Annotated in this window: 19 protein-coding genes; 15 read left to right on the forward strand and 4 right to left on the reverse strand. The window is 61.4% G+C overall.

What is annotated here, in order from left to right; translation table 11 throughout:
* The coding region (locus ACN0SO_RS18860) for a PIG-L deacetylase family protein (protein ID WP_417680275.1) at window positions 1–355 on the reverse strand (355 nt) is incomplete at its 3' end.
* A gap of 154 nt (window positions 356–509) precedes the next feature.
* On the opposite strand from ACN0SO_RS18860, the gene ACN0SO_RS18865 reads away from it, so the two are divergent.
* From ACN0SO_RS18865 to ACN0SO_RS18885, 5 genes are all read left to right on the forward strand, one after another.
* A complete protein-coding gene (locus tag ACN0SO_RS18865) occupies window positions 510–1,763 on the forward strand; it encodes a LysR family transcriptional regulator (RefSeq protein WP_417680276.1) in 1,254 nt (417 codons plus the stop codon).
* A gap of 444 nt (window positions 1,764–2,207) precedes the next feature.
* Window positions 2,208–2,597 (forward strand): protocatechuate 4,5-dioxygenase subunit alpha, encoded by a 390-nt coding sequence (gene ligA, locus ACN0SO_RS18870; protein ID WP_417680277.1) that lies wholly within the window; start codon window positions 2,208–2,210, stop codon window positions 2,595–2,597.
* The gene (locus ACN0SO_RS18875) at window positions 2,597–3,451 is read left to right on the forward strand and encodes a class III extradiol dioxygenase subunit beta (RefSeq protein WP_417680278.1); all 855 of its coding nucleotides are present in this window, start codon (window positions 2,597–2,599) and stop codon (window positions 3,449–3,451) included. Before ligA ends, ACN0SO_RS18875 begins: the two co-directional genes overlap by 1 nt.
* Before the next feature lie 84 nt (window positions 3,452–3,535).
* Window positions 3,536–4,480 (forward strand): Gfo/Idh/MocA family oxidoreductase, encoded by a 945-nt coding sequence (locus ACN0SO_RS18880; protein WP_417680279.1) that lies wholly within the window; start codon window positions 3,536–3,538, stop codon window positions 4,478–4,480.
* A 116-nt stretch (window positions 4,481–4,596) separates the two neighbouring features.
* The gene (locus ACN0SO_RS18885; protein WP_417680280.1) at window positions 4,597–5,607 is read left to right on the forward strand and encodes an aldo/keto reductase; all 1,011 of its coding nucleotides are present in this window, start codon (window positions 4,597–4,599) and stop codon (window positions 5,605–5,607) included.
* Here ACN0SO_RS18885 and ACN0SO_RS18890 read toward each other — a convergent pair.
* Window positions 5,604–6,506, reverse strand: a complete 903-nt coding sequence (locus ACN0SO_RS18890; protein WP_417680281.1) for a helix-turn-helix domain-containing protein — start codon at window positions 6,504–6,506, stop codon at window positions 5,604–5,606. The genes ACN0SO_RS18885 and ACN0SO_RS18890 overlap by 4 nt on opposite strands.
* Before the next feature lie 124 nt (window positions 6,507–6,630).
* Here ACN0SO_RS18890 and ACN0SO_RS18895 point away from each other — a divergent pair, with 124 nt between their 5' ends.
* The 4 genes from ACN0SO_RS18895 to ACN0SO_RS18910 all read left to right on the forward strand — a co-directional run bounded on the left by ACN0SO_RS18895 (window position 6,631) and on the right by ACN0SO_RS18910 (window position 10,298).
* Window positions 6,631–7,794, forward strand: a complete 1,164-nt coding sequence (locus tag ACN0SO_RS18895; RefSeq protein ID WP_417680282.1) for a cytochrome P450 — start codon at window positions 6,631–6,633, stop codon at window positions 7,792–7,794.
* A gap of 90 nt (window positions 7,795–7,884) precedes the next feature.
* Window positions 7,885–8,208 (forward strand): 2Fe-2S iron-sulfur cluster-binding protein, encoded by a 324-nt coding sequence (locus ACN0SO_RS18900; protein ID WP_417680283.1) that lies wholly within the window; start codon window positions 7,885–7,887, stop codon window positions 8,206–8,208.
* A 152-nt stretch (window positions 8,209–8,360) separates the two neighbouring features.
* Entirely contained in the window at window positions 8,361–9,290 is a 930-nt protein-coding gene (locus tag ACN0SO_RS18905; protein ID WP_417680284.1) for a 3-hydroxyacyl-CoA dehydrogenase family protein, read from the forward strand.
* Between the two features lie 135 nt (window positions 9,291–9,425).
* Window positions 9,426–10,298: a bifunctional helix-turn-helix transcriptional regulator/GNAT family N-acetyltransferase gene (locus tag ACN0SO_RS18910; RefSeq protein ID WP_417680285.1), complete on the forward strand. Its 873-nt coding sequence runs from the start codon at window positions 9,426–9,428 to the stop codon at window positions 10,296–10,298.
* Window positions 10,299–10,371: 73 nt separating this feature from the next.
* On the opposite strand, the gene ACN0SO_RS18915 is transcribed toward ACN0SO_RS18910, so the two are convergent.
* Both ACN0SO_RS18915 and ACN0SO_RS18920 read right to left on the reverse strand, forming a co-directional pair.
* Window positions 10,372–12,588 carry an NADP-dependent isocitrate dehydrogenase gene (locus ACN0SO_RS18915; protein WP_417680286.1) on the reverse strand — a complete coding sequence of 739 codons (2,217 nt, stop codon included), beginning with the start codon at window positions 12,586–12,588 and terminating at the stop codon, window positions 10,372–10,374.
* Between the two features lie 223 nt (window positions 12,589–12,811).
* Window positions 12,812–13,522 (reverse strand): GntR family transcriptional regulator, encoded by a 711-nt coding sequence (locus ACN0SO_RS18920; RefSeq protein ID WP_417680287.1) that lies wholly within the window; start codon window positions 13,520–13,522, stop codon window positions 12,812–12,814.
* Window positions 13,523–13,671: 149 nt separating this feature from the next.
* Between ACN0SO_RS18920 and kynU the strand changes: the two genes are divergently transcribed.
* The 6 genes from kynU (at window position 13,672) to ACN0SO_RS18950 (ending at window position 18,784) form a co-directional block, all read left to right on the forward strand.
* Entirely contained in the window at window positions 13,672–14,892 is a 1,221-nt protein-coding gene (gene kynU, locus ACN0SO_RS18925; protein WP_417680288.1) for a kynureninase, read from the forward strand.
* Window positions 14,893–14,894: 2 nt separating this feature from the next.
* The gene (gene kynA, locus ACN0SO_RS18930) at window positions 14,895–15,740 is read left to right on the forward strand and encodes a tryptophan 2,3-dioxygenase (protein WP_417680289.1); all 846 of its coding nucleotides are present in this window, start codon (window positions 14,895–14,897) and stop codon (window positions 15,738–15,740) included.
* The gene (gene kynB / locus ACN0SO_RS18935) at window positions 15,737–16,363 is read left to right on the forward strand and encodes an arylformamidase (protein ID WP_417680290.1); all 627 of its coding nucleotides are present in this window, start codon (window positions 15,737–15,739) and stop codon (window positions 16,361–16,363) included. The genes kynA and kynB overlap by 4 nt, the downstream gene beginning before the upstream one ends.
* Before the next feature lie 64 nt (window positions 16,364–16,427).
* The gene (locus ACN0SO_RS18940) at window positions 16,428–17,198 is read left to right on the forward strand and encodes an ABC transporter ATP-binding protein (RefSeq protein WP_417680291.1); all 771 of its coding nucleotides are present in this window, start codon (window positions 16,428–16,430) and stop codon (window positions 17,196–17,198) included.
* On the forward strand, window positions 17,195–17,902 hold the full coding sequence (locus tag ACN0SO_RS18945) for an ABC transporter ATP-binding protein (RefSeq protein WP_417680292.1): 708 nt from the start codon (window positions 17,195–17,197) through the stop codon (window positions 17,900–17,902). Before ACN0SO_RS18940 ends, ACN0SO_RS18945 begins: the two co-directional genes overlap by 4 nt.
* Before the next feature lie 9 nt (window positions 17,903–17,911).
* Window positions 17,912–18,784, forward strand: a complete 873-nt coding sequence (locus tag ACN0SO_RS18950; RefSeq protein WP_417680293.1) for a branched-chain amino acid ABC transporter permease — start codon at window positions 17,912–17,914, stop codon at window positions 18,782–18,784.
* The last annotated feature ends 5 nt before the right edge of the window (window positions 18,785–18,789 follow it).

Here is an 18,789-nt window from a genome sequence, read left to right on the forward strand (position 1 = left end):
TGGAGTGGCTCAGCATGAAGGACGGCTGGACTTCGCGGATCACGTCGACCATGCGGTCCTTGGCGTCCCGGTCCAGGGTGAGCGGATAGTCGCCGAGGTCGAAGAAGCGGATGTCGGAAGCACCGAGCGCGGCGGCCGCATTCTCGGCTTCCTTGCGCCGTTCGGTCTTGACCTTCTCCAGGGTCATGCCTTCCTGCTTCCACAGCTTCGCGCTCTCGCCGCGTTCGCCGTAGGACAGGCATACCACCGTCACGTCGTAGCCGCGCTCCTCGTGCAGCGCGATCGCGCCACCGCAACGCCACACAAAATCCGCCGAATGCGCACTGATAACCAATGCCGTTTTCTTTGAAGTCATATTGAATTTTCCGCCCTGAATATCTCGTTTTGCCCCTCGAGCGACGAGGTTTCGTGCGCACGATGCTCCAGAAGCTGCAAGAATCCCATTTCAAAAGGGAACGCTTGTTATAAAATTTTGCTATAACGAATTCCAAACAGGAAGCGGTCACTGAATGAGATTGAAGGTTCCCAACATCCGGCATCTGAGGGTGTTCAGGCGCGTCGCGCAGTGCCACAGCGTCAGTGCGGCCGCGGAAAAGGAGCATTTGTCCCAACCCGCCGTGACCCAGGCGATCTCAAAACTGGAAGACGAACTCGATGTCCAGCTGTTCGAGCGGCGCGCGGACGGCATGTTCGCAACGGAGGTCGGCGGCCGCCTGCTGGAGCGTGTCGAGCGTGCGCTGGACCATCTGCAGGTCGGCGCAAGGGAAGCGTCCAGGGTCGGGGCAAAACAGAAGGAACGCGGCTTTTCCCATTTCGACCGCCTGGTGACGGCCGCCCAGCTTCGGGCCCTGATCGCCATGTCGGAGGCGCATAATTTCAGTATTGCCGCCCGGAATATCGGCATTTCCCAACCGTCGATCCATCGCGCGGCGCGCAATCTGGAACGGTTGTCGGGTATCAAGCTTTTCAATCCGGCGCAGGAGGGTATCTCGTTGACGCCGGCCGCCCAGGTTCTGGCGCAGCGAACAAAGCTTGCGCTGGCCGAACTGCAGCAGGGTTTCGACGAGGTTGACGATTTTCTGGGTCGGGATTCCAGCCAGATTATCGTCGGATCGCTGCCGCTGGCGCGGACCTATCTTCTACCGATGGCGATCGACCGTATGGTCCGGGTTCGGGACAAGGTGCAGATACGTGTTCTCGACGGGGTCTATGCGGAACTCCTGCAGGGCGTTCGCCAGGGGGACATCGATTTTCTCGTCGGCGCCCTGCGCAAGACGCTCCCGGTCGACGATGTGGTACAAGAGGTCCTGTTCGACGACCCTTTGGCCATCGTGGTCGGCGCCAATCATCCCCTGTTGCAGAAGGCGAACGTAACGCTTGAAGATACGCTCGCCTATCCGTGGGTGGCTCCGCCCAAGACGACGCCGGCCGGCGGTTATCTGTTCGATACCTTGCGGATCGATGAATTGCCCGAGACGCCGGTCCGGGCGGTCTCCAGTTCGCTCATTCTGGTGCGTGGCCTGCTGATGATGGGGGATTACATCACGATTATCTCGCAAAGCCAGATCCGCAGCGAACTGGAGCGCGATCTTCTGAAACCGCTGCCGATAGACCTCACCAACAATACCAGGCCCATCGGCTTGACCTACCGTGCAGACTGGAGGCCGACGGAGACGCAGAAACAGTTCCTCACTTACCTGCGCGAAATCAGCGTTTCGGATCTCTCAGGAGCGGCCAAAGAAGCGCTTCTATTGAAAAAATGAATAGCAGCCTCTTCGATTGAATACCCTTTCGGCGTTCTTGAATGATAGGGAGACAGGCTGTATCGGTCATGTATACATGCTGTGGAAGCGAAACGTGAGGAGGGGAAAGCTTCGCCGGCCGGCCGGGAAGCCCGAAACCGGGCGCCTGAAAAAGGCCTGTTTCGTCCGGAGGGGCGAAGCCGATTTTATGATAAGATGAACCATGACGCATGGCATTGGACGGGGCATTGGACGGGCCGCCGGAATGCGCAGACCAGCATCGACTATCGAAGCGCCGGTTTCAATGCCGTAACGCACGCGCGCCGCGCCTGAACAGCCGCATAAGGACAGACCTTGGCGGCGCCATGCGGGCGATGTCGCAATTGGAGGATTCCGGTTTCCCGGTTTGGCCCCGAGCGGCCGCGGGAACCGGGCAGAAAACGGATTCACAGGAGAAACTTGGCCATGGAAAAGGAATATGAAGATATTCCTGGAACCTTCGTGTTCGATGCCGATCGGTCGCGTGAAGGTTACCATTTGAACCAGTTCTGCATCTCGCTGAGACTGCAGAAGAACCGCGATGAATTCAACGCCAATGAAGAGGCTTATCTGGACAAATTTCCGATGAAGCCCGAACAGCGTGAAGCGGTGCTGAAACGGGACTGGAACGGGCTGCTCGAGCTGGGCGGCAACATCTATTACACCTCGAAGCTTGCCGCCAACGACGGCATCAATTTCCAGAATCTCGCCGGGCTGATGACCGGCATGGGCGTGGAAGCCTACCGGGACATGATGCTGCATGGCGGCCGGTCCATCGAAGGCAATCGCTACAAATCGGAATGGAGTGAAGATTAATGGCCCGTATCACCGCAGGCGTCGGTTGTTCCCACGTGCCCGCCATCGGCGTGGCCATGGACACCAAGATCACCGACCAGCCCTACTGGCAGCCCGTTTTCAAGGGCTTCGAAAAGTCGCGCGAGTGGATGAAGGAAAAGAACCCGGACGTCATCTTCCTCGTCTACAACGACCATTGCACGGCCTTCGATGCGTCTTGTATCCCGACCTTCGCGCTCGGTGCTGCCGCCGAGTTCAAACCGGCCGATGAAGGCTGGGGACCGCGTCCGGTACCGGTGGTCAAGAACCACCAGAAGCTGGCAAGCCATATCGCCCAGTCGCTGGTCCTGGACGAGTTCGACATCACCATCATGAACGAGATGGAAGTCGACCACGGCCTGACCGTGCCGCTTTCGGTCATGTACGGCGACATGGGGCCGGACGACGAGTGGCCGGCGCTGGTCATTCCGCTTGCCGTCAACGTGGTGCAGTATCCCGCACCCACCGGCAACCGCTGCTACAACCTGGGCAAGGCGATCCGCCGCGCCGTGGAGTCCTTCGAGGAAGACCTCAACGTGGTCATCTTCGGCACCGGTGGCATGAGCCACCAGCTGCAGTACAAGCGGGCCGGCCTGATCAACGCCGAATGGGACAAGCGCTTCCTCGATCTGCTGACGGAAGATCCGGTCTATGCCAGCAAGATCCCCCACGTGGAATACCTGCGTGAAGCCGGCTCCGAAGGTGTGGAAATGGTGATGTGGCATGTCATGCGCGGCGCGCTCGACGACGAGGTCATCGAGGTGCATCGCCACTATCATGTTCCGGCTTCCAACACGGCGGTCGGCCACATCATTCTGGAAAACAAAGCTGCCTAAAGCGAATGCCCCCGGGACCGGTTTCAGGATCCGTTCCGGACCCGTCCCGGGGGCATGTCATCTAGAACTGAGAGGAATTGTCACATGAGAGTTTGTGTCGCCGGCGCCTACGGCGCTTTCGGTATCAAGCACCTTGATGCCATTGCAAACATCGAAGACGTTCAGGTCACCTCGGTGATGGGGCCGACCAAGGAGAAGATCGAAGCGTTCGCGGCAGAACGCGGGATCGGCCATGCCGGTGCGACGCTTGAAGAATGCCTTGAACGCGACGACGTCGACGCGGTGATCCTGGCGACCCCGACCCAGATGCACGCCGATCAGGCGGTTGCCTGCATGGAAGCCGGCAAGCATGTGCTGGTCGAGATCCCGATGGCCGACAGCCTCGCCGACAGCCAGCGCGTCGTTGCCAAGCAGAAGGAAACGGGTCTGGTGGCCATGGCCGGACAGGTCCGCCGCTTCAACCCGAGCCACCAGTGGATCCACAACAAGATCAAGGCCGGTGAGCTGAAGATCCAGCAGATGGATGTCCAGACCTATTTCTTCCGCCGCTCCAACACCAATGCCAAGGGCGAGCCGCGCAGCTGGACCGATCACCTTCTGTGGCACCACGCCTGCCACACGGTCGACCTGTTCCAGTATCAGACCGGCGAAACGGTGTCCGAAAGCTTCGGCCTTCAGGGCCCGATGCATCCGGACCTCGACATCGCCATGGACATGGCCATCGGCATGAAGACCCCGAACGGGGCGATCTGCACCCTGTCGCTGTCGTTCAACAACGAAGGTCCCTTCGGCACCTTCTTCCGTTACATCTGCGACAACGGCACCTACCTTGCCCGCTACGACGATCTGTTCGACGGTTACGACAAGCCGATCGACCTGTCGGGCGTTGCCGTTTCCAACAATGGCATCGAGCTGATCGACCGCGAGTTCTTCTCCGCGATCAAGGAAGGCCGCGAGCCGAATGCGAGCGTCGCCCAGGTCCTTCCGGCCATGGAGACCCTCGACACGATCGAGCGTTCGTTCCGATAAGCGCCACGCTGCGAGTTATGATGCCCGGGCAATTGCGCCCGGGCGTCTTTTTTTTGTAATCTCCAATCGTCAGATTTCGTCCCGCCCGCACAGTCAGATTTCACGAAAGCAGTCTCATGAAGCAACGCAAGCTTGGTCCCTTCACGGTTTCGGCAGTCGGTCTCGGCTGCATGAATTTCGCGCATGGCTACGGCAATGCCCTCAGCCGGGAAGACAGCGCGACCCTTCTTCTGAAGGCGCTCGACCTGGGCTACACCCACTTCGATACCGCGACCATGTACGGCGCCGGCAAGAGCGAGGAAATCATCGGCGAGACGATCGGCGGCCGCCGGGACGAGTATTTCCTCGCCAGCAAATGCGGGCTCTATCCGGGCAAGGGCGACAAGCCGCGCGATATCGACGGCGATCCGAAGCGGATCAAGCAGGCCTGCGAGGACAGTCTCCGCCGCCTGAAGACCGACGTGATCGATCTTTATTACCTGCACCGCTTCGACCGCAACATTCCGATCGAGGACAGCGCCGGCGCCTTTGCCGAACTGGTCCAGGAAGGCAAGATCAAGACCTACGGGCTTTCGGAAATGTCAGCCGAAACGATCCGGCGCGCCCATAAGGTACACCCGGTCACGGCCGTTCAGACCGAATATTCGCTGTGGACCCGGAATGCCGAAATCGCGGTGCTCGACACCTGCAAGGAACTGGGCATTTCCTTTGTGGCCTTCAGCCCGCTTGCCCGTGCCTTCCTGACCGGCAAGTTCGGCATGGACAATGTGCTCAATCCGAACCCCGGCGACCTCAGGCGCAACATGCCGCGCTTTTCGCCGGAAAACTACGCGCGCAACCTGAAGCTTCTCGACGATTACAAACTGGTTGCCGACGAGGTGGGCTGTTCGATGGCGGAACTGGCGCTTGCCTGGGTGCTCGCCAAGGGTGACCACATTCATGCCATTCCGGGCACGACCAGTCTCGATCATCTGGCGGAAAACGCCCGCGGCGCGGACGTGGAAATCGACCAGTCGGTCGTCGACCGCCTCGATGCGATCATCAACCAGCAGACGGTTGTCGGTCCCCGCTACAGCACGGCCCAGCAGCCGGACATCGACACGGAACAGTTCCCGCAGGAGGCTTAAGCCTCCGCGATCGGCTCCGAGCGGAACTGGCTCGGGGTCTTGCCGGTGCGCTTGCGGAAGAAGCGGGTGAAGTAGGCCGGGTCCTGGAAGCCCAGTTCGTAGGCGACCATGGCCGAGGTGGCGTTGGTGTAGGTCAGGAGCCTTTTGGCCTCCAGTGCGACGCGAGCGTGGATGATGTCCTGGGTCGGTTTTCCCGCGAAGCTCTGGCACAGGCGGTTGAGCCGGGCCGGGCTCATGGCCAGGGCCCTGGCATAGTCCCCGATCGACCAGTGGTCGCGGTAGTGATCCTCCACCAGGCCGGTGAAGCGGGCGAAGGTCTCGTGGGCATAACCGCGCGCGCCTGTCGCGACGGCCACCGTTTCCGCCCGGCGGGCGACCGCCATCATCACCACCCGCAACAGCCAGTCCAGCATGGAGCTGCGGCCCGGCTGGGTCTGGCTGAACTCCCGGGCCATCTGCATCAGCGAGGTGTGAATGAAATCCGCATCGTCCGGGGCATTGGCAAAGTCCAGGATGTGCGGTTCCTTCATCAGGGCTTCGAAGAACTTCCGCGCTCGGCGGAAGCGGGCGTCCATGGCAACCGTATCGGCGGCGGTGACCACATAGCCGACGGTGCCCTCTGAAAAGGTGAAGCTGTGCACCGCGCCGCCGGGGATGGTGATCGCGCACGGACCGTCCAGAGATTGCGTCCGGTCTTCCAGGTGCACCTGCACCGAGCCTTCCGCGACGAAAACGATCTGCAGCATGCGCTGGTGGACGTGGGGCGTGATCCGCCATTCGTAGAGGCGCGATCTTGTCCGGATGTCCTCGATGTGGATGAATTCGGGGTCCTCTCCGGCAAGCTCTTCGCCGAAGAGCGCGTAGCGGGTGACGCCGATCTGACTTACGGGTTTCTTCATACGGGCTCGCAAAGTTTGGACCAAAAGTACCAGAATTGGTGCGAAAACTCCATTATTTTGCGTAACTATCGGACCTATTGTCCTGTCCAAGGCTTGAGGAGAGCCTTTGGAGGATAGAAAGACAATGTTTCAATTCAATCCCTATTCGCCGGCGGTCGATGCGGATCCGTTTCCGTTCTACAAGCGCCTTCGCGACGACTATCCGGCCTTCTGGAGCACAGAGGCCAACATGTGGGTCCTGTCGCGCCACGCGGATATCATGACCGCGCTCAACGACTGGGAGACCTATTCCTCGGCGAGCGGCAATCTGATGGACGAGTTTCCGGGCCGCGCCGGGGCGACGCTTGGGACCACCGATCCGCCCCGCCACGACCGACTGCGCGCCCTGATCCAGAAAGCTGTGACCAAGCGGGCGCTCGACCATATCGTCGAGCCGACGCGGGCTGTCACCAATGCGCATCTGGATGCCATCGAGGGTGAGGGGACGTTCGACTTCGTCACCGACGTGTCGTCGAAGATCACCGTTGATCTGATGGTCTACCTGTTCAACCTGCCGAAGGAGGGACAGGACGTCATGCGCGACAAGGCGGTGCTCATGGTGCAGTCGGATCCGACGACCCGCAGCAAGGGGCCGGAGCACATGGCCGCCTACAAGTGGATGACGGAGTATGCCGCCAACCTGATCGCCGAGCGCAAGAAGGCCCCGGGCGAGGATCTGATGAGCCAGTTCATCACCGCGGAAATCGACGGCGAGAAGCTGGACGACCGGGAAGTGCAGATGACGGTGACGACGCTGATCATGGCCGGTATCGAATCCCTGTCCGGCTTCCTGACCATGTTCGCACTCAATCTGGCGGACCATCAGGAAGCCCGGCGCCAGCTCGTTGCCAATCCGGAGCTGATCCCGGACGCGATGGAGGAAAGCCTGCGCTTCAACACGTCGGCGCAGAGATTCAGGCGCTGCCTGAAAAAGGACGTCGAGTTGCACGGTGAGACTCTGAAAGCAGGCGATTTCGTCTGCCTTGCCTACGGTGCCGGCAACCGGGACGAGCGCCGCTTCGAGGATCCGGACACCTACGACATCACCCGCAAACCGCGCGGGCATCTCGGGTTCGGCGGCGGTGTGCATGCCTGTCTCGGCACAGCGATAGCGCGGCTCGCCACGAAGATCATCTTCGAGGAATTCCTGAAGCGTGTGCCGGAGTATTCCCGGGTGCAGGAGCAACTTCCGTGGATGCCGTCGACCACCTTCCGCAGCCCGACGCGGCTCGACCTCAGGGTCGGTTGACGTAGGGAAGCTCGCCGGCGGCATTTCCCTCTGCCGCCGGCATACTCAGAAAAAGACATGCGGCCCCATCAAATTCAGGAGGAAACATCCATGTCCAAAGTGACCTACGTCGAACATGACGGTACGGCGACCGAAATCGATCTCCAGGACGGCTGGACCCTGATGCAGGGCGCGACCATGAACGGGATCGAGGGCATCGAGGGCGAATGCGGCGGGTCCTGCTCCTGCGCCACCTGCCATTGCTACGTGGAAGAAGACAAGCTCGGCCTGCTGCCGCCGATGGGCGAGATCGAGGACGAGATGCTGGAATGCGTGGTCTCCGAACGGCGGCCGAATTCCCGCCTTTCCTGCCAGATCAAGATGAGCCCGGCCCTGGACGGTGTTGTCGTGGAACTGCCCGAAGCGCAGAGCTGATCCGCCAAGCACTCCTTGTCCTGCATTCCGCCAGGCCGGTATGGCGAAGCGGAGTATCTCATGGGGATGGCGCTTTATCTGCTGATACATGCATCCGATTTCTGAACCGGACAGGTTATGTATGTGGATGTGGTTACACAGCAGGAAAAGCAATGACGGAACAATTGAAGACAGCGGTCATCGGTGCCGGCCTCATGGGGCACGGCATTGCCTGGCTCCTCGCCGAAGCAGGCCATGAGGTCAAGGTTTATGACAGTTCTCAGGAGGCGCTCGACAGCCTACAGTCCCGGCTCGCCGGGATCGAGGCGATGTTCGGCGCGGGGCCGGATGTGCGTGCCCGTGTGCAGGGCGTGGGCTCTGTTGCCGAAGCCGTCAGGGGCGCGTCCTTTGTGGTCGAGGCGGTGATCGAGAACGTTCCCCTGAAACAGTCGATCTTCGAGGAGCTGGAAGGCCTTGTCTCGCCGGAGTGCATTCTCGCCTCCAACACATCCTCGATCCCGACCCGGATCATCGCGGCAAAGGTGAAGACCAAGCATCGTGTGGTCGGAACCCACTTCTGGAATCCGCCGCATCTGGTGCCGTTGGTCGAGGTCGTCCAGATGGCGGAGGAAAACCTGCCGGCGGTCGAAAAGACGATTCAGATCCTGGCTGATGCCGGGCGCAAGCCGGTGCATGCCAGGAAGGACGTGCCGGGTTTCATCGGCAACCGGCTACAGCATGCGCTGAAGCGGGAGGCGATCGCCATGGTGGCGAACGGCGTCTGCGACGCGGAGACCATCGACGACGTGGTCAAATACGGTTTCGGCCGGCGCATGGCGGTGCTCGGGCCGATGGAACAGTCGGATCTTGTCGGGCTCGACCTGACCCGGGCAATCCACGAGACGATCATGCCCGATCTCGATAACACCGCCGGGCCGCATCCCTATCTGGTCGAATGCTGCGAGGCGGGCAAACTGGGCATGAAGTCCGGCGAAGGCTTCCGCAAATGGACGCCGGAATCGGCCGATGCTGTCAGGGATCAGTTGCGCGATTTTCTGGCCGCGCAGGCGCGGGGCAATAACCCGGGAAACGAGGACGGCTGAGATGCGTCATCCGCATTGAGGACGCGACCGCCGTGCGTGCCCTTTGCTTTCGCCATGACGGAGACCGGTATTGCCGGGGGGGGGGAGCGCTGTTTCGATTGACAGGAAAATATATCTGACTTAAGTCAGGTAATTATGTTGGACGATATTTCCCGCTTCCGCCGATTCAGCCGCTCCGTCACGTCAGAGGTCGGCGCACTCGATACGTCGTTTCTCGGGCGTGGCCGCCCTTTGGGCGCCGCGCGTGTTCTCAATGCCATTGGTCATGGCCGGACCGATGTGGCGGCCGTTCGTGCCTATCTCGGTCTCGATTCCGGTCTGATGAGCCGGCTCCTGCGCGGCCTTGAAGACGAAAAACTGATCGAGGTGACGTCCGATCCGGACGATGCCCGCAAGCGCAGAGCGACCTTGACCTCCAAGGGACAGGAAGAGTTCCGGGCTTATGAACATCTGTCGGACGGGCGGGCGCAGGATCTGCTTGCGAAATATCCGCATCCGGAAGCGCTGCTGGAGGCCATGGATCTGGTGGCCTCCGCGCTGGGCCGGGAAAAATGGACGCTTGAGGAATGCGATCCGAGGGATCCGGCTGCCCGCTACTGTCTGGAAGAATATTACGGGGAATTGAACCGCCGCTTCGACGGCGGTTTCGATGTGTCGCTGTCCTGCGATCCGGATGCGACCGACATGATCCGTCCGCGCGGATGTTTTCTGGTTGCCATGTCCGATGGCCTGCCGCTTGGCTGCGTCGGTCTGAAGGGTACCGACAAGGGCTATGCCGAGATCAAGCGCCTCTGGGTATCGCCGGCGGCCCGGGGCATGGGCCTTGCCCGGCGGCTGATGGCGGAGGTGGAAGAGATCGCGCGGGAACTGGAGATCGATCTCCTGCGCCTGGACACCAACAGCGCCTTGCCGGAAGCGGTCCGCTTCTACCAGACCGCCGGCTGGAGAGAAATCGACCGCTTCAACGACGATCCCTATCCGGACTTCTTCTTCGAAAAGGCGCTGTGAGGATGTCTCTTGCCTGAAAAAAGAAAAGGGCGGCACGCGGCCGCCCTTTCCGATTTCCGAATGTATCGGCCGATCAGCCGATGATGCCGTTCAGGGTCTCGCTCGGGCGCATGGCGGCGGCGACCTTGTCGGCCGGGGCATGGTAGTAGCCACCGGTATCGACCGGCTTGCCCTGGACGCCGTTGAGTTCCGCGACGATCTTGTCCTCGTTGGCGGTCAGAGCTTCCGCGATCGGCGTGAAATGCGCCTTGAGCTCGGCGTCCTTGTCCTGGGCTGCCAGGGCCTGGGCCCAGTAGAGGGCGATGTAGAAGTGGCTGCCGCGGTTGTCGAGGCCGCCGACGCGGCGGCTCGGGGACTTGCCGTTGTCGAGCAGCTTCTCGACCGCCGTGTCGAGGGCGTCGGCCAGGACCTGGGCCTTGGCATTGCTCTTGACGTTGGCGAGATGTTCAAGCGACGCGCCAAGCGCGCAGAATTCGCCGAGCGAATCCCAGCGCAGGTAGTTTTCTTCCATCAGCTGCTGCACGTGCTTGGGTGCCGAGCCGCCGGCGCCGGTTTCGAACAGGCCGCCGCCGGCCATGAGCGGCACGATGGACAGCATCTTGGCCGAGGTGCCCACTTCGAGGATCGGATAGAGATCGGTCAGGTAGTCGCGCAGCACGTTGCCGGTGATGGAGATCGTGTCTTCGCCGCGGGCGATGCGCTCGGTCGTGTAACGGGCGGCATCGGACGGTGCCATGATCTGCAGGTCGAGGCCGGAGGTGTCGTGCTCGGGCAGGTAGGCCTCGACCTTCTTGATCAGCTCCGCGTCATGGGCGCGGTTCTTGTCGAGCCAGAAGATGCCCGGCATGCCGGAGAGCCGGGCGCGGGTGACGCCGAGCTTGACCCAGTCGCGGATCGGCGCGTCCTTGGTCAGGCAGGCGCGCCAGATGTCGCCGTCTTCCACCTTGTGCTCGATCAGCGTGGTGCCGGCCGCATCGACGATGCGGATGGTGCCGTCGGCCGGAGCCTTGAAGGTCTGCGGATGGGAGCCGTATTCCTCGGCCTTCTGGGCCATAAGGCCGACGTTCGGCACGGTGCCCATCTTCGACGGATCGAGCGCGCCGTTCTTCTTGCAGAACTCGATGACCGCATCATAGACGCCGGCATAAGAGGAGTCCGGGATCACGCATTTGGCGTCGGCTTCCTTGCCGTCCGGACCCCAGCCCTTACCGCCGGCGCGGATCAGGGCCGGCATGGAGGCGTCGATGATGACGTCGGAAGAGACATGCAGGTTGGTGATGCCCTTGTCGGAGTTCACCATGTACATAGCCGGACCGTTGTCGAGCGCGGCCTTGATGTCGGCCTGGATTTCGGCGGCCTTGTCGGCGGGCAGGGCAGCGACCTTGGCTTCCAGATCGGCGATGCCGAGATCCGGGTTGACGCCGGCGGCCGCCAGGGTGTCGGCGTGCTTGGCGAAGACGTCCTTCAGGAAGACGCTGACCACGTGACCGAAGATGATCGGGTCGGAGACCTTCATCATGGTGGCCTTCAGGTGGACGGAGAAGAGCACGCCCTTTGCCTTGGCGTCTTCGATTTCCTTTTCCAGGAACGTGCGCAGGGCCTTGGCGCTCATGAAGGTGCCGTCGAGGACGTCGCCTTCGGTGAGCTTCAGGTTGTCCTTCAGGACGGTGACGGCGCCGTCTGTGCCGACGAATTCGATTTTCGCCGTGCCGGCGGAGGCTGCAGCGACCGTGACGGACTTTTCGTTGCTGGCGAAGTCGTCGTGGCCCATGGTCGAAACATGGGTTCGGGAGGTCGGCAGCCAGGTGCCCATGGAGTGCGGGTTCTTCTTGGCGTATTCCTTGACGGCCTTGGGCGCGCGGCGGTCGGAGTTGCCTTCGCGCAGCACCGGATTCACGGCTGAGCCCTTGATCGCGTCATAGGTCGCCTTGACCGCCTTTTCCTCGTCGGTCGACGGACTGTCCGGATAGGACGGGATCGCATAGCCCTGGGCCTGCAACTCCTTGATCGCGGCGTTGAGCTGCGGCTGGGAGGCGGAGATGTTCGGCAGCTTGATCACGTTGGCGTCCGGCTGGGTCACCAGCTTGCCGAGCTCGGCCAGATCGTCCGACTGCTTCTGGGCGTCGGTCAGATATTGCGGGAAATTCGCCAGGATACGGCCGGCCAGCGAAATGTCCTTGGTGCCGACGGTGATGCCTGCCTCTTTGGTGAAGGCCCGGATGATCGGCAGCAGCGAGGCGCTTGCCAGTTCCGGTGCTTCGTCGACCTTGGTGTAGATGATGTCGGCCATGACTTTTACATTTCCCAGTGTTCAAGATGCGGTCGGTGAAGGCTTGAAATGAACCTTCGTAGATGGATTGTCCGATGCGTATACGATTGTACGCAATCAAATGCCAGCTCTTCAAAAGGAGCAGGCGACTGGAGTCCGCGAAAGTTCTAGCAAAGCCAGTCAAAAAGGCAAACGGCACAATGAAGCAAGGCGGCTTTGATCGCCCGGATTGTTCTGCATCGGCCTATTCGCCGTTCTCCGGCCAGAGCACCTCATAGACGGCAAGGGTGAAGCCGATGTGCTTTTCCAGCAGACGGGTGGCGGCCACCGGATCACGGGCAAGGGCCGCATCCATGAGCCGTGTGTGATGGGCGATGCCGAGCGTCCTGGCGAAAACGTCCCGGATCCGTTGGCCCTGTTTGCCTCCGAGCTGTTCCGCCACATCGGCCCCGTTCAGGATGAAACGGTGATGCCGGTGGAGTTGGTCGCTTGTCTGGCGAGCCAGGTGCGCCAGCCAGGGGGCGTCGGCCGCCGACAAGAGGGCGGCGTGAAAGGCGTCGTGCCGCTCTTCCCAGAGAAAGCCTTCGGCCGTTACGGCCCCTGGGGTGGGGGGAGAGGCCTGGGCCAGCAGATAATGAGCCGCAACGAGATCGGCTTCCCACTTGTCGCCGCCGCGGGCAATGGAGCGGGTAAAGAGCGTGGTCTCGACGGCGGTCCGGGCAAGTTGAAGATCCTTCAGTCCCGCGACAGAGACGGGAGCAACCCGATAGCCCTTGTTCTTTTCGAAGGTCACCAGGCTTTCCGCTTCCAGCCGCGACAGCGCTTCCCGTAGCGGCGTCCAGCCGAAGCCGAACCGGGCCTTCAGGCTGGAAATCGCCAGCGGCGCACCCGGCGCGATATCGCAGTCCAGGAGCGCGCGGCGCAGGGTTTCATAGGCGGAATTGGTTTGAGACATCTAATCCGGAGGCTGCGAAGAAAATATCAAATCAATCAGATTATATATAATCACTTGAGCTTCGTCATCTGTCTTGTTACCGTCCGCCTCCAAAGAATTATCCATGCGGCCACCGATGGCTGCCCTTATGCGTCGGAAAGCAAACAAGAATGCCTGTCACCCATCCCCTCGATGAAAACGATCCGCTGGCGGTTAAAAAGGCGGCCTTTTCGCTGCCGGAGGGGGTGATCTATCTGGACGGTAACTCGCTTGGCGTTCTGCCTGCCCATGTGCCGGACCGCATGCAAAAGGTGATCATGAACGAATGGGGCGAGAGCCTCATTCGCGGCTGGAACGACCATGACTGGATCGACTTGCCGCAAAGGGTCGGCGACCGCATCGCAAGGCTGATCGGTGCGGCTCCCGGCACGGTGGTTGCCGCTGACAGCACGTCCATCAACGTTTTCAAGGTGCTCTCGGCCGCGCTTGCGCTGCGTCCGGAACGTAAAGTGATCCTGTCCGACAACGGCAACTTCCCGACCGATCTCTATGTGGCGAGCGGCTTGAAGGATCTGCTCGACCGGGGGCACGAACTGCGGATCGTCGCACCGGAAGAGGTCGAGGCCGCCATCGGCGACGATCTCGCCGTCCTGATGCTGACGGAAGTGGACTACAAGACCGGCCGCAAGCACGACATGAAGGCGCTGACGGCAAAGGCCCATGCGGCCGGGGCTCTGGCGATCTGGGACCTGGCCCATTCCGCCGGCGCCCTGCCGGTGGACCTTGCAGGTGCCGGGGCCGACTTCGCCGTCGGTTGCGGTTACAAGTATCTGAACGGCGGCCCCGGCGCCCCGGCCTTTCTTTATGTCGCGCCGGAGCACCAGGATCATGTCCGGCCGCCGCTGACCGGCTGGATGGGGCACGAGGCACCCTTCGCCTTCGATCTCGACTATCGCCCGGAGAGCGGCATCGGCCGCATGCGGGTCGGAACCCCGCCGGTTCTGTCACTCTCTGCCCTCGATGCGGCGCTCGACGTCTTCGATGATGTGGACATGAACGAGCTGCGCGCGAAGTCGGTGTCCTTGTGCGAACTCTTCCTGTCGGAAGTAGAGGTGCGCTGTCCGGATCTGGTGCTCGCCAGCCCGCGCGATCCGGAAGGCCGCGGCAGCCAGATCTCGTTCCGTTTCGACAATGGATACGCATTGATGCAGGCGCTGATCGCCCATGGCGTCATCGGCGACTTCCGCGCGCCGGATACGGTGCGTTTCGGTTTCACGCCGCTTTACCTGTCCCATGCCGACGTGATGCGCGCCGTGGATATTCTGGAGAAGATCCTGGCAGAGCGCTTGTGGGACCGGGATGAATTCAAGAAGAAGCAAAAGGTGACCTGACAATGAGCGAGCCGCATACGCCTTACGATCCGGCCGCCGACGGGGCGCAGATGGCCTTTGACGGGCGCATGTCCTACGGCGATTATCTCGCCCTCGACAAGGTGCTGACCGCTCAGTCGCCGCTGTCGTCGGCCCATGACGAGATGCTGTTCATCATTCAGCACCAGACGTCCGAACTCTGGATGAAGCTGGCCTTGCACGAAATGACGGCGGCAAAGGCGGCGGTCGCGTCGGGCAATCTGCCGCCGGCCTTCAAGATGCTGACCCGGACCGCGCGCATCTTCGACCAGCTCAATTCGAGCTGGGACGTGCTGCGCACCATGACGCCGAGCGAATACACCACGTTTCGCGAGGCGCTCGGACAATCCTCCGGCTTTCAATCTTTCCAGTACCGGGCCATCGAGTTTCTGGCGGGCAACAAGAATGCCGCCATGCTCCGCCCCCATGCCCATGTGCCGGAGGTCCATGGCTGGCTGACCCGGCTGCAGCATGAGACCAGCCTCTACGACGAGGCAATTGCCTTGCTGGCCCGCTCCGGTTTCCGGATCGATGCCGAGCATCTGGCGCGCAATCATGCAGATCCCTATCAGGCGAATGACAGCGTCCGCGAGGCTTGGATCGCCGTTTACAGGGAACCGGCAAAGCACTGGCCGCTCTACGAGCTTGCGGAAAAACTGGTCGATTTCGAGGATTATTTCCGGCGCTGGCGCTTCAACCACGTCACCACGGTCGAACGTGTGATCGGTTTCAAACGCGGAACCGGAGGCACCAGCGGGGTCACCTATTTGCGCCGCATGCTGGATGTGGTTCTCTTTCCCGAACTCTGGGCCCTGAGAGCGGATCTGTGACGAGGCTGATCGATATAACGCCACCGGTTCGGGCGGGAATGGGCGTTTTTCCGGGAGATGCGCCGTGCCGGACGGCACAGACCTTCGCCATCGGGCCGGGGTGCCCGGTCAATGTCACCGAAATTTCCATGTCCACTCATTGTGGTGCCCATGCGGATGCGCCGCTGCACTACGATGCCGACGGCAAGTCCATCGATCAACTGGATCTTTCCGACTTTCTGGGTCCCGCCCGGCTGATCGATGCACGCGGAACGAAACCATTGTGCCGTCCGGAGGATATTGCCGGGCAACTGGAAAACGCGCCGCCGCGCATCCTGCTCCGGCTCGCGGAACGCATCGATCCGATGGTCTGGCCGACGGGATTTCGCACCCTGGCGCCGGAAACGATGACGCTTCTGGCCGAAACCGGGGTAAAACTTATTGGTGTGGACGTGCCGTCGGTGGACCCGGAAACCTCCAAGGATTTACCGTCCCATATGGTTGCACGGCGCCACGACATGCGGATTCTTGAGAATCTGGCGCTTTATTGTGCGGAACCGGGGGATTATGAATTGATTGCGCTGCCAATGAAGCTAGAAGGGCTCGATGCAGCGCCAATACGGGCTGTCCTGCGGAAAACGTAGGCTGCCCGGCACGCAGACGGGGTAAAACAAAAGATCGCCACAAGATTGGCGGCGAGGAGCCTATATGCTGGAACTCAACCAGCTTGTCATGAACTTCAGCGGTTTTCGGGCCGTCAACGGATGTTCTTTCCACGTCGAGGAAGGAAGCATCACCGGATTGATCGGACCGAATGGAGCGGGCAAGACGACCCTCTTCAACATGATCGCGGGAGCGCTTGAACCGACCAGCGGAACCATCAAGTTCCTGAAAGAGGACGTGACGGGACTTTCGAGCGACGCGCTTTTTCATAAAGGTCTGGTGCGAACCTTTCAGATTCCGCACGAATTTCATCATCTGACCACCCTGGAAAACCTGATGATGGTGCCGCCGCATCAGGTCGGCGAGGGACTGTTCGCCAACTGGTTCAGATGGGGGCAGGTGAGGAAGAACGAGGAGGAGGTCGAGACGAAGGCCTACGAGACCCTCGAATTTCTTGAGCTGACCCATGTCGCCCATCAGCGTGCGGGCAATCTGTCCGGCGGACAGAAGAAGCTGCTGGAACTCGGCCGCACCATGATGACCGACGCCAAGCTGGTTCTGCTCGACGAGCCGGCGGCCGGCGTCAACCGGACGCTTCTGAGGAAGCTGGAGGAAAAGATCCAGATCCTCAACAAGGAGCGCGGCTACACCTTCATCCTGATCGAGCACGACATGGAGATGATCGAGAAGCTCTGCGATCCGGTCATCTGCATGGCTGAGGGAACGGTGCTGATCCAGGGCGATTTCCAGACCGTGCGCTCCGATGCCCGCGTGCTCGAGGCCTATCTCGGCGAGACGGTGGGGGATGCCGCGTGAAAATTCTTCTTTCGATGAACGGTGTCACCGGCGGCTATGGGGACGCGGATATTCTCCAGGACGTCTCGATCCAGGTGGACGAAAAGGAAATCGTGGTCATCGTCGGCCCGAACGGCGCCGGCAAGTCCACGGCCATGAAAGCGGTCTTCGGCCTCTTGAAGGTCCGTGGCGGTTCGATCGTCTTCGATGACGACCATATCACCGGCTGGGCACCGAACCGGATCGTCCAGCGCGGCATCTGCTACGTGCCGCAGGTGGACAATATCTTCCGCGAAATGACGATCCACGAAAACCTTGAAATGGGTGCCTTCCTGAAGAAGGGCGACCTGTCGGCGGCTTATGACCGGGTCTACGAGCTGTTTCCGGATCTCAAGGAGCGGCGCAAGACGCTTGCGGGCAGCCTGTCTGGCGGCCAACGCCAGATGGTCGCCATGGGCCGGGCGCTGATGCTCGATCCCAAGCTGCTGCTTCTCGACGAGCCGACCGCCGGCCTGTCGCCGCGTTACATGGAGCAGATCTTCCAGATCTGCCGGGACGTGCGTGAGACCGGCGTTGCCATTCTCCTGGTGGAGCAGCATGCCAAACAGGCGCTGGCCTTCGCCGATCGCGGCTATGTGCTTGCCGCCGGGCAGAACCGGCACGAAGGCACGGGTGCCCATCTCCTCGCCGACCGTGAGGTCGCCGAAATGTTCCTCGGCGGGTGAGGAAACGATATGAGCCTTCTGGATTTTCTGAACTTCTATTTCATCCCGGGCCTCGTTCTCGGGTCGATCTATGCGCTCGGTGCTGTCGGCATCACGCTGATCTTCGCGATCCTGCGTTATGCCCATCTGGCCCATGGCGACCTGGCGACGCTCGGCGCCTTTCTGGCCCTTGCCATCGTGACCGGTTTCGGCCTGACGCCTCTGGCGGCGCTGCCGCTTGCCATGATCCTGACGGCCGGTGTCGCCGTCGGCATCGACAAGATGTTTTACGAACATCTGCGCGAGCGGCCGAAGATCGTTACCGTGATGGCTTCGCTCGGCATCGCGCTGATGGTGCGATCCGTGGTGCAGGTGGTCTGGGGCGTCGATGCGGAGAGCTACGTTCGCGGCATCGTTCGGCCGGAAACCTATTTCGGTCTCCGGATCAAGGACCGCGAGATCTACACGGTGGTGATCATGCTGGTCCTTGTCGGTGGCCTGCAGCTGTTCCTGTCTCGCTCCAAATGGGGCAAGGCCATGCGGGCCATGTCGGACAATCCCAACCTGGCGCTCCTGTCGGGGATCGACAACAAGAAGGTGGTCATTCTGACCTGGGTGATTGCCGGCGGGTTGTGCGCCGCGTCGGGCGTGTTCTTGGGGATCAATACCGAACTCAAGTCCATGATGGGCTGGCACATGCTGCTGCCGATGTTCGCAGGCGCCATTCTCGGTGGGGTCGGGCGTGTGGAAGGGGCCGTCATCGGCGGGCTGATCGTCGGGATTGCGGAGGAACTGTCCGTTCTCGTTCTGCCGAGCGAGTACAAGGCGGCCATGGCGTTCGCCATTCTCCTGTTCATGTTGCTGGTGCGCCCGACCGGGCTGCTGCGCGGCAAGGTTCTCTAGAGGGA

Origin of the sequence: Roseibium sp. (assembly GCF_048260565.1) — a bacterium.
Taxonomy (GTDB): Bacteria; Pseudomonadota; Alphaproteobacteria; order Rhizobiales; family Stappiaceae; genus Roseibium.